We start from the raw sequence: 10,397 nt of genomic DNA, 5'->3' as shown, positions 1-10,397 counted from the left end.
GGCCGGAGCCGACCGTCCAGCCCGAGCTCGCCGAGGTGCACCACGGCCTGCGTGGCGGCCGGGTCGATCGCCTCCGCGCCCGCCAGGGTGGCGACCGCGATCGCCAGGTCGAAGCCCGACCCCGACTTGGGCAGGGTGGCGGGCGAGAGGTTGACGGTGATGCGCCGGTTGGGCCACCCGAGACCCGAGGACGTCACGGCTGCGCGCACGCGGTCCCGAGACTCGGCCAGCGACGCGTCCGGGAGTCCGACGAGCGTGAAGGCGGGCAGCGACGGCGCGAGGTGGGCCTCGACCTCGACCACGTGCCCGGTCAGCCCGACCAGCGCGACGCCCAGCGTGCGTCCGAGCACCACTCAGACCACCCCGACGAGGTGGTCGACCTCGGCGGCGCCGCGCGCGGGCAGCACCACCGCGATGACGTCGACCCGCACCGAGCTCGGGTGCACGTCGTGCGCGGCCAGCCACTGCGCCGCGAGGCGCCGGACCCGGGCCAGCTTGCGGGGCGTCACCGCCTCCGCGGGGTGCCCGAACGCGATCGACCGGCGGGTCTTGACCTCCACCACCACGAGCTCGTCGCCGTCGAGCGCGACGAGGTCCAGCTCACCGTCCCGCGTCCGCCAGTTCCGGTCCAGCACGTCCCACCCACGACCGCGGACGTGCGCCTCTGCCACGTCCTCGCCGTACCGCCCCACTGCGTCCTTCGCGCGCACCGGACCACCTCCGCGCAGGACGCTGCCAGGGCGGGAGGTTGCTGGGGTGGCGAGGTCGCCGTCTCGGGGACGGCGCCACGTCCGCGCGGGGCTGTGGGCGGCTCACCGTGGCGAGCGGGACCCTCGGGTGAGGGGCGGACGGTCAGCGGGCGAAGCCCGCGCTGCCCCCGAGATCAAGCTCGGCCTTGGCCAGCTCCTCGACGTTCACGTCCTTGAACGTGACGACGCGCACCGACTTCACGAACCGGGCCGAGCGGTACACGTCCCACACCCATGCATCGGCGAGCGTCAGCTCGAAGTACACCTCGCCCGCTGCCGACCGGACCTGCAGGTCCACCTGGTTGGCCAGGTAGAACCGCCGCTCGGTCTCGACGACGTAGGAGAAGAGCCCCACGACATCGCGGTACTCGCGGTACAGCGCGAGCTCCATGTCGGTCTCGTAGTTCTCCAGGTCCTCCGCGCTCACCGGGACATCATCCCCCATGACCAGGGTCGGGGCCGCGCGACGCCACGGTGGACGAGCGGTCAGGTCCGCGAGTCGTCGCGGTCCGCCGAGCCATCCGACAACCGGTCATCGACCACGAGCGCGTCGTCGACGCCGTCATCGAGAACGGCGTCGGCGTCGTCGTCGAGCGCGTCATCATCGAGAACGGCGTCCGCGTCGTCGAGCGCGTCGTCGTCGAGAACGGCGTCGGCGTCGTCGTCAAGAAGGGCGTCATTCTCGAGAACGACGTCCGCGTCGTCGCCGAGGAACGCGGCATCGTCGAACCCTGCGCCCTCGCCCGTCCCCGGTAGCCGCCACGAGCGTCGGTGCAGCACGCTCGGACCCAGCTCGCGCAGGGCCGCGATGTGCTCGGGCGAGGCGTAGCCCTTGTTCTCGTCCCACCGGTAGCCGGGGTGCTCGGCGGCGAGCGCGACCATCAGTGCATCCCGCTCGCACTTGGCGAGCACGCTCGCCGCGGCCACCGACGCACAGGTGCGGTCGGCCTTGACCCGCACGTGCACGCGCGGCGCCGGCACGTCCGAGTCGTCGACGGTGAAGAGGTCCGGCTGCGCGGGCCGGCTGAGCCAGTCGTGCGACCCGTCGAGCAGGACGACGTCCACCGGCCCGACGGTCACGGCGATCGTGGCCAGCGCGCGGGTGCCTGCGAGCCGCAGGGCCGCGATGATCCCGATCTCGTCGATCTCGTCGGCGCTCGCGTGGCCCACCGCACGCGCCACGCCCCAGCGGTTGAGCGCCGGCAGCAGCCGCGTCCGGGCCGCCGGGGCGAGGAGCTTGGAGTCCGCGACACCCTTCGGTGCGGACCTCGTCGTGACATCGACGACGACGACGCCGACGCTCACCGGACCCGCCAGCGACCCGCGGCCCACCTCGTCCATCCCCGCCAGCAGCCGGGCGCCGTCCCGCAGCAGCACGCGCTCGTGCCGCAGGTGCGGTGCCGTGCGAGGCGGAGCGGGCCGGCGAGCCGCCGCGACGGAGGTCACGGCTGGTCGGGCACGTCCGCGAACGTGCTGGTGGGGTTGTGCAGGATGCCGATGCGCTCGATGGGCCACACCGTCACGAACGCCACGCCGACGACGTTCGCGATGGGCACGGAGCCCCCACCGGGCTTGCCCTGGTTGTAGCGCGAGTCCGACGAGTGCGACCGGTTGTCACCCATGACCCAGATGCTGTTCTCGGGCACGGTGATGTCGAACGCGATCTCGCTGGGCAGCACGCCCTCCGCGAGGTACGGCTCGTCGAGCGGTTCGCCGTTGACCGTCACGGGCTCCCCGGGACCGGCGCAGGCGACGTGGTCGCCCGGCAGCCCGATGAGCCGCTTGACCAGGTGCTCGTTGGCGTCGGCCGGGTAGAGCCCGATGAACGTCAGGGCATCGTTGATCGCGCCGCGCACCGGACCCGGGTCGGGGGTGACGCCCGCCGGCAGCCAGCCGCCGGGGTCCTTGAAGACGACGATGTCACCGCGCCGCAGGTCGAACGGCCCGGGGGTCAGCTTGCTGACCAGGATGCGGTCGTGCTCGATCAGGGTGTCGTGCATCGACTGGCTCGGGATGAAGAACGCCTGCACCAGGAACGTCTTGACCAGCAGCGACAGCACGATCGCGCTGACGAGGATGATGACCGTCTCGCGCAGCAGCGACCCCGCACCGCTCGGGCGCCGTGCGGCGGCGTGCCGACGGCTTGCCGCGTGAGGTGACTCGGACCCGTCATCGGCACCCGTGACGTCGGGCATCAGCGGGCCTCCCCCGGCCTCGGCCGGCGCCTCGCGGCCCGGCCACGACGTGGGCGACGAGTCCTCGTCGAGATCTCGGGCGGGTCGGTCGATCACCCGCACACTCTCGCACGCGAGGGACCCGATCGCGCACACGACCAGCGGCCGAGATCGGGTCCTGTCGCGCGCGTCACCGGCCTCGTGACCCGCTCCACGGGCCGAGGGCGCGCGTGACCTGCGGGGGCGCCGTCCGGAGACGCCGACGGGCGGCCACCGGATCGGTGGCCGCCCGTCAGGACGTCGCGTGCGGGAAGGCTCAGGCCTTCTTCGCGGCGGGGGCGAAGTCGCGCTTCTCCTTGATCTTCGCCTTCTTGCCGCGGAGCTTGCGCAGGTAGTACAGCTTCGCGCGGCGCACGTCGCCGCGCGTCACGACCTCGATCGACTCCAGGCTCGGGGAGTGCACGGGGAACGTGCGCTCGACGCCGACCTGGAAGCTGACCTTGCGGACGGTGAACGTCTCGCGGACGCCGTCACCCTGGCGACCGATGACGACACCCTGGAACGCCTGGATGCGAGAGCGGTTGCCCTCGACGACCTTGACGTTGACCTTGAGCGTGTCGCCGGCGCGGAACTCCGGGATGTCGGAGCGCAGCGATGCTGCGTCGACACTGTCGAGCGTGTGCATGTGATGTCACTTCCCCGCCCTGCCACAGGTCAGGAACGTCGTCGAGGGCGTCACGGCTGCCCTGTGCAGGCAGGACCGGCGTCCTTGGTCTGATGGTCCGGTGCGTCGGGGGTCGAACCCCGGGTGGTCGTGATTCGTCTCCCCTGTGGCAGAGACGCGACCTGCGCGCACCAACGGGCAAGTCTGCCACACGGGCGGCACCCACGGACAATCGGGTGCTCAACCTCACGATGGCCTCACGACGACCTCACGAGCGGGAGAGGCGCCCTTCGACCGGCGTCCAGCCGAGCGTGGCGAGCAGCGCGAGGTCGTGCTTGTCCAGCTCGTCGACCGGCAGGGCCGCGATGAGGTCGGGGCGGCGGGCGGCCGTCCGCTCCAGCGCGGTGTCCCGACGCCACCGGGCGATGCGCGCGTGGTGCCCGGAGAGCAGCACCTCGGGCACCTCGAGCCCGGACCACGCCGGTGGCTTCGTGTACACCGGGTACTCGAGCAGGCCGGCGGCCCCGTGCGACTCCTCGACGAGCGACTCGGGGTTCCCGACCACGCCGGGCAGCAGGCGCGCGACGGCCTCGACCACGACGAGCGCGGCGACCTCACCCCCGTTGAGCACGTAGTCCCCGAGGGAGAACTCGGTGACCCGCCCCCGCGACCGGTAGTGCTCGGCCACGCGCGCGTCGATCCCCTCGTACCGCCCGCACGCCAGCACCAGGTGGCTCTCGCCGGCCAGCGCCTCGGCCGTCCGCTGCGTAAAGGGCTCCCCCGACGGCGTCGGCACCAGCAGGTGCGCGTCCGCGTCGAGCAGCTCGTCGAGCGCGGTCCCCCACACGTCGGGGCGCATCACCATGCCGGCGCCGCCGCCGAACGGGGTGTCGTCGACGGTGCGGTGTCGGTCCGTGGTCCAGTCGCGCAGGTCGTGCACGCGCAGGTCGAGCAGGCCGCTCGTGCGGGCCTTGCCGACGAGCGACAGGTCCAGCGGCGCCAGGTACTCGGGGAAGATCGAGACGACGTCGATGCGCACGTCAGTCGTCGTCCCCGACGGTCTCCTCGGAGACCACGAGGTTGGCGGCGTCGGAGGCCAGGAGCCCGCCGGGCGGATCCAGCACGACGCGCCCGCCGGCGACGTCGACCACCGGGACGATCGCGCGCACGAACGGCACGAGCGTCCGCGCGCCGTCCGGCTCCCGCAGCACGAGCATGTCGTGCGCGGGCAGGTGCTCCAGGCCGACGATCTCGCCGAGCACGCGACCGTCGACGTGCTCCGCACGCAGGCCCGCGAGCTCGTGCGGGTACCAGGCGTCGTCCTCGTCGGACGCGTCCTCGTCGACCACCAGCTCGGTGCCGCGCATCGCCTCCGCCGTCGTCCGATCGTTGATCTGCGCGAACGTCACGTACCAGCGACCCTGCTGGACGCGCGTGCTGACCACGGTCAACGGCCCGCGGGCCGCGGGCTCGGTCGCCAGCACGGCACCGTCACCGAACCGGTCCTCGGGGGTGTCGGTCCGCAGGTCGAGGGCGACCTCTCCGCGCAGGCCGTGGGCACGGCCGATCCGCGCGACGGTCAGCTGCATGGGAGTCCTCACGATCGGGGGGTGGAAATGACGAAGGCCCGGTCCCCAGGCTAGGGGACCGGGCCTTCGGCGATGACTCAGCGCCGGTCGACGTCCACGACGTCGACGCGGACCGCGCCGTCCGTCGAGAGCGCACCGACGACGGTGCGCAGCGCGCGTGCCGTGCGACCGCCGCGGCCGATGACCCGGCCGAGGTCGTCGGGGTGCACACGCACCTCGAGCAGGTCCCCACGACGCAGCGTCGACGCGTTCACGCGGACGTCGTCCGGGTGGTCGACGATGCCACGCACCAGGTGCTCGAGAGCGTCGGCGAGCATCAGGCCTGCTCGTCCTCGACCGTCTCGGCCGAAGCCTCGACAGTGGCGGCCTTCTTCTCGGACGCCTTGGCCTTGGCCTTCTCGGCGTCCAGGGCGACCTTGTCGATCGCTGCCTTCGGGTCGACCTTGTCGGCCTTGGTGCGCAGGGTGCCCTCGGTGCCCGGGAGACCCTTGAACTTCTGCCAGTCGCCGGTGATCTTGAGGAGCACCTCGACCTGCTCGGTCGGCTGCGCGCCGACGCCGAGCCAGTACTGCGCGCGCTCCGAGGAGATCTCGATGAGCGACGGCTCCTCGGTGGGGTGGTACTTGCCGATCTCCTCGATCACGCGGCCGTCGCGCTTGGTGCGCGAGTCGGCGACGACGACGCGGTAGTACGGCTGACGAATCTTGCCAAAACGCTTGAGACGAATCTTGGTGGCCACGGTGTGGTCTTCTCCTGAGGTCTGCTGGGTGACCTGCCCGCGCATTGCCCGTGGGGTGGGCGCGCCGGGAAGGTCAGGGACACGACGAACGCAGGTAGAGGGGCTGCAGACGTCGGGTACAGCCGACCATTGTGCCAGATGCCGGACGGGACTCCCAACCATGTCCCGCAGGTCACAGGCCTCCGGCGACGACCGTCCCCCGGAGCACGACGGCGCGCGGAGCGGCGAGCACACCGACGTCCGTCCGCGGGTCCGCGTCGTACACCACGACGTCGGCACTCTCCCCCTCGGCGATCCCGGGGACCCCGAGCCACGCGCGGGTGCGCCAGCTCGCGGCGGCCACCACGTCGCGCGTCGGCAGACCGGCCAGGACCAGCTCGGCTGCCTCGTCGGCGATCCGCCCGTGGGCGAGCGTCCCGCCCGCGTCCGTGCCGACGAGCACGGGCACCCCCGCCTCGTGCAGGTCGCGGACCAGGGCGTACCGGTGGGCGTACAGCGCACGCATGCGCGCGGCGAACAGCGGGTAGCGGGAGGCCTGGGCGGCGATGGCCTCGAACTGGCCGATCTGCAGCAGGGTCGCCGTCACGGGGATCCCGGCGGCGGCGATGCGGTCGATCTGGTCCGGCGTCGCGCCCGTGGCGTGCTCGAGGCAGTCGACGCCGGCGTCGAGCAGGGCGTCGAGCGACTCCGTGGCGAAGGTGTGGGCGGTCACGCGGGCGCCGGCGGAGTGCGCGGCCGCGACGGCGTCGGCGAGGACGTCCGACGGCCAGAGCGGGCGCAGGTCGCCGTCGGCACCGAGGTCGCGGTCGATCCAGTCGGCGACGAGCTTGACCCAGCCGTCGCCGCGCTCGGCCTCCTCGCGGACGGCGTCGGGAAGGTCGGCGACGTCCGCGAGCTCGCGCCCGTAGTGCCGCAGGTAGCGCTTGGGGCGCGCGAGGTGGCGGCCCGCGCGGATCAGGCGGGGCAGGTCGTCGCGGTCGTGCACCCAGCCGGTGTCGGCCGGCGAACCGGCGTCGCGAACCAGCAGCACTCCCGAGTCGCGGTCGGCGAGGGCCTGCTTCTCCGCGGTCCCGTCGTCGACCGGCCCGTCCGACGCCAGGCCGATGTGGCAGTGCACGTCGACGAGCCCTGGCAGGACCCAGCCCTCGAGCACGGCGTCGGGTGCCGACGACGGCCGCACGAACGTGATCCGGCCGTCGACGACCCACGCCTCGCCGACCTCGCGCTCGTCGTCGAGCACGACGGTGCCCCGCAGGTGCAGGAGCACGGGCCCTCAGCGTCCGCCGAGGTAGCGGTCGAGACCGGCGGGCAGCTGGAGCCCCGCGGGATCAGTCGGCTCGGGCGTCGCCGTCGGGGTGATCCCGAACGAGGACCCCGCGGGGGCCGACGGGCGGCTGGTGATTCCCCGCTCCTGCTCGGCGCGGCGTGCCGGGTTGCCCGACTTGCCCTTGACCTTGCGGGCCGGCGCCTGGCGTCCGCGCGACTTCTTGCCGCCCATGCCGGGCAGGTTGCCCATGCCGGGGGGCATGCCGGGGATGCCGCCGCCCTTGGCCATCTGCCTCATCATCTTCTGCGCGCCGTCGAAGCGCTCCAGCAGCTGGTTGACGTCGCTCGGCTTGGTGCCCGAGCCGGCGGCGATGCGCGAGCGCCGCGAGCCGTTGATGATCTTCGGTGTCCGGCGCTCGGCGGGGGTCATCGAGCGGATGATCGCCTCGATGCGGTCGACCTCGCGCTCGTCGAAGTTGTCGAGCGCCTCCCGCATCTGCCCCATGCCGGGCAGCATGCCCATCATCTTCTTCAGCGGGCCGGCGTTGCGCAGCTGCTGCATCTGGACGAGGAAGTCCTCGAGCGTGAGGTCCTGGCCGGCGGCGAGCTTGCCCGCCATCTCCTCGGCCTGGCCAGCGTCGAACGCCTTCTCGGCCTGCTCGATGAGCGTGAGGATGTCGCCCATGTCGAGGATCCGCGACGCCATGCGGTCGGGGTGGAAGACCTCGAACTCGGTGAGCTTCTCACCCGTGGACGCGTACATGATCGGCTTGCCGGTCACGCTGGCGACCGAGAGCGCGGCACCACCGCGGGCGTCGCCGTCGAGCTTGGTCAGGACGACGCCGGTGAAGCCGACCCCGTCCTGGAAGGCCTGGGCCGTGGCGACGGCGTCCTGGCCGATCATCGCGTCGATGACGAAGAGGACCTCGTCGGGGTCGAGCGCGTCGCGGATGTCCGACGCCTGCTGCATGAGCTCGGCGTCGACGCCGAGGCGGCCGGCCGTGTCCACGATGAGCACGTCGTGCAGCTTGGTCTTGGCCGTCTCCAGGCCCTGGCGCGCCACGGCGACCGGGTCGGCGCCGAACGGCATGACGTCCTCGCTGCCCTGGTTGCCGGGGTGCGGGGCGAACACGGGCACGCCGGCGCGCTCCCCCACCACCTGCAGCTGCGTGACGGCGTTGGGGCGCTGCAGGTCCGCGGCGACCAGCAGCGGCGTGTGGCCCTGACCCTTGAGGTGCAGCGCGAGCTTGCCGGCGAGCGTGGTCTTGCCCGCGCCCTGCAGGCCGGCCAGCAGGATGACGGTCGGCGGGTTCTTGGCGAGGCTCAGCGTGCGCGTCTGGCCACCGAGGATGGCGACGAGCTCCTCGTTGACGATCTTGACGACCTGCTGCGCCGGGTTGAGGGCACCGGACACCTCGGCCGACAGCGCGCGCTCGCGCACGGCACCGGTGAACGAACGGACGACCGGGACGGCGACGTCGGCGTCGAGCAGCGCCCGGCGGATCTCGCGCACGGTGGCGTCGATGTCCGCCTCGGACAGACGGCCCTTGGTGCGCAGGTTCTTGAAGGTCGACGTCAGTCGGTCGGACAGGGTGGCGAACACCTGGCGGTCCTCACGCTTCGGGGATTCTTACGATGTCAGGGACGTCCTAGGGTACCTGCCAGCGCACGGGTGGCCCGTGCCGTGAGGTCGTCCACCAGCGTCGCGCGCCACGTGCTCCAAGCCTGCGGGCCGGCCGCGCCCGCGTCTGCTTCGGTCAGTGCCCGCAGCAGCACCAGCATGTCCGGCCGGTGGTCCACGGCGTCCAGCAGGCGGTCCATCGTCGCCGGGTCGTCCGGGTCCGCGGTGGTGGCCAGCTCCGAGAGCGTGAGGTGCTCGCGCACGAGTCGGGTGACGTCCGCCGCGACCTGCTCGTCGAAACCCATCCGCAGCACGATCGGTCCCGCGAGCCGCGCACCCTCGGTCGAGTGGTCGCCCGCGCCGGCCCGCTTGCCGATGTCGTGCAGGAGCGCCGCCAGCAGCAGGGTGTCGCCGTGCTCCACCCGCTTGTCCCGACCCGCCCGCGCCACGGTCTCGACCAGGTGCCGGTCGACGGTGTGCCGGTGGATGGCCGACCGCTGAGGGCGGTTGCGGACGCCCGCCCACTCCGGGATCCAGGTGGTGACGACGCCGGCGAGGTCGAGCGCCTCCCAGATGGGCACCTGGGCGGCCCCCGAGCCGAGCAGCTGCAGGAGGTGGGTGCGCGCGGCCTTGGGCCACGGCGTCGGCAACGCCGGTGTGGCGGTCAGGCTGGCAACCGTGACGGGCGACAGGCTGAGCCCGGTCCGCGCGGCCGTCGCCGCGGCCCGCAGGGAGAGGAGCGGGTCGTCCGCCGGGCGCGCATCGACGGCCAGCACGATCTCGCCGTCGTGCTCGACCAGGTCCTCGGCGATGGTCCGCAGGCGCGGAGCGCTGCGCCGACCGCGGACCAGCATGGTCGTGCGAGCCGGTCGCTGCAGGGCCTGGCGCGCGTTGCGCACCGTCGTGTCGAGCGCGTACGAGATGACCCGCGCCGCCTCGGCGATGCTCGCCAGCAGGTCGTCGCGGTCGTCGAATCCGACGAGGGCGGCCACCTCGTCCTGGTCCGCGAGCAGCAGACGGTTGGTGTGCCGGCGCGTCACCACCTGGACCGTGTCGCGCACGTCGAGCAGGTGGGCGTAGGCCATGTCGACCGCGCCGTGCGGACGGTCGGTGAGCCAGGTGGCGGCCAGCGCGCTCAGCACGACCGCGTCGCGGATCCCGCCGCGGGACTCCTTGAGCTCGGGCTCGATGAGGTAGGCGAGCTCCCCGTGACGCTCGGCCCGCTGCCGGGTCGAGGCCAGCAGCTCCGGCAGCCGCCGGCGGGCGGCCGAGCGCCAGTCCTCGAGCAGGGCGGACTTGGCGCGGGCGATCACGACGGCGTCCCCGGAGACCGGCTGCAGGTCGAGCAGCCCGACCGCGGCGGGGAGGTCCTTGGACGCCACCTGGCGGCACTGCGCGAGCGACCGGACCGAGTGGTCCAGGTCCAGGCCCGCATCCCAGATGGGGTACCAGAGCTTCTGGGCCAGCGCGGAGAGCTCCTCGGGCGAGTGCCCGCGGCCCTCGTGGACGAGCAGCAGGTCKAGGTCGCTGACCGGGCTGGCGTCCCCGCGCCCGACGCTGCCGACGGCGCCGAGCGCGACGCCGGACACGTCCTC

The 10,397-nt window shown here is 72.9% G+C and carries 12 protein-coding genes and 1 pseudogene; all 13 read right to left on the bottom strand.

The annotated features are described in order from the left end of the window. A partial coding sequence (locus tag AC1DYZ_RS20060) for a magnesium chelatase domain-containing protein (protein ID WP_477066855.1) occupies window positions 1–353 on the bottom strand: 353 nt, incomplete at its 3' end. Further along, on the bottom strand, window positions 354–710 hold the full coding sequence (locus tag AC1DYZ_RS20055) for a YraN family protein (protein ID WP_477066854.1): 357 nt from the start codon (window positions 708–710) through the stop codon (window positions 354–356). Between the two features lie 142 nt (window positions 711–852). Beyond that, entirely contained in the window at window positions 853–1,176 is a 324-nt protein-coding gene (locus AC1DYZ_RS20050) for a DUF2469 domain-containing protein (RefSeq protein WP_055922267.1), read from the bottom strand. Window positions 1,177–1,481: 305 nt separating this feature from the next. Continuing rightward, window positions 1,482–2,195: pseudogene (locus tag AC1DYZ_RS20045) on the bottom strand (ribonuclease HII); the annotation flags it as partial. Beyond that, a complete protein-coding gene (gene lepB / locus AC1DYZ_RS20040) occupies window positions 2,192–3,040 on the bottom strand; it encodes a signal peptidase I (RefSeq protein WP_477066853.1) in 849 nt (282 codons plus the stop codon). The pseudogene AC1DYZ_RS20045 and the gene lepB, both read right to left, overlap by 4 nt. Window positions 3,041–3,239: 199 nt before the next feature. Beyond that, window positions 3,240–3,608, bottom strand: coding sequence for a 50S ribosomal protein L19 (gene rplS / locus AC1DYZ_RS20035; RefSeq protein WP_456826617.1), 369 nt, complete (start codon window positions 3,606–3,608; stop codon window positions 3,240–3,242). Between the two features lie 247 nt (window positions 3,609–3,855). Then, window positions 3,856–4,626: a tRNA (guanosine(37)-N1)-methyltransferase TrmD gene (gene trmD / locus AC1DYZ_RS20030; protein ID WP_477066852.1), complete on the bottom strand. Its 771-nt coding sequence runs from the start codon at window positions 4,624–4,626 to the stop codon at window positions 3,856–3,858. Window position 4,627: 1 nt separating this feature from the next. Continuing rightward, window positions 4,628–5,176, bottom strand: a complete 549-nt coding sequence (rimM, locus tag AC1DYZ_RS20025) for a ribosome maturation factor RimM (protein ID WP_477066851.1) — start codon at window positions 5,174–5,176, stop codon at window positions 4,628–4,630. A 77-nt stretch (window positions 5,177–5,253) separates the two neighbouring features. After that, complete coding sequence (locus AC1DYZ_RS20020) at window positions 5,254–5,493, bottom strand: RNA-binding protein (RefSeq protein ID WP_055922281.1); 240 nt, start codon at window positions 5,491–5,493, stop codon at window positions 5,254–5,256. Next, window positions 5,493–5,915, bottom strand: a complete 423-nt coding sequence (rpsP, locus tag AC1DYZ_RS20015; protein ID WP_477066850.1) for a 30S ribosomal protein S16 — start codon at window positions 5,913–5,915, stop codon at window positions 5,493–5,495. The genes AC1DYZ_RS20020 and rpsP overlap by 1 nt, the downstream gene beginning before the upstream one ends. A gap of 172 nt (window positions 5,916–6,087) precedes the next feature. After that, a complete protein-coding gene (locus tag AC1DYZ_RS20010) occupies window positions 6,088–7,182 on the bottom strand; it encodes an amidohydrolase family protein (protein ID WP_477066849.1) in 1,095 nt (364 codons plus the stop codon). Window positions 7,183–7,188: 6 nt separating this feature from the next. Then, window positions 7,189–8,784, bottom strand: coding sequence for a signal recognition particle protein (gene ffh / locus AC1DYZ_RS20005; RefSeq protein ID WP_477066848.1), 1,596 nt, complete (start codon window positions 8,782–8,784; stop codon window positions 7,189–7,191). 35 nt (window positions 8,785–8,819) lie between these two features. Further along, the coding region (locus AC1DYZ_RS20000) for a [protein-PII] uridylyltransferase family protein (RefSeq protein WP_477066847.1) at window positions 8,820–10,397 on the bottom strand (1,578 nt) is incomplete at its 5' end.

This window comes from Cellulomonas sp. P1_C4, from assembly GCF_056406355.1.
The sequence above is the reverse complement of the archived record's forward strand: the minus strand, read 5'-3'. Positions and strand labels throughout refer to the sequence as shown.

Coding starts and splice junctions, on each gene's coding strand:
- rplS (WP_456826617.1), bottom strand. CDS start 3,608: ATGCACACGCTCGACAGTGTCGACGCAGCATCGCTGCGCTCCGACATC.
- rimM (WP_477066851.1), bottom strand. CDS start 5,176: ATGCAGCTGACCGTCGCGCGGATCGGCCGTGCCCACGGCCTGCGCGGA.
- AC1DYZ_RS20020 (WP_055922281.1), bottom strand. CDS start 5,493: ATGCTCGCCGACGCTCTCGAGCACCTGGTGCGTGGCATCGTCGACCAC.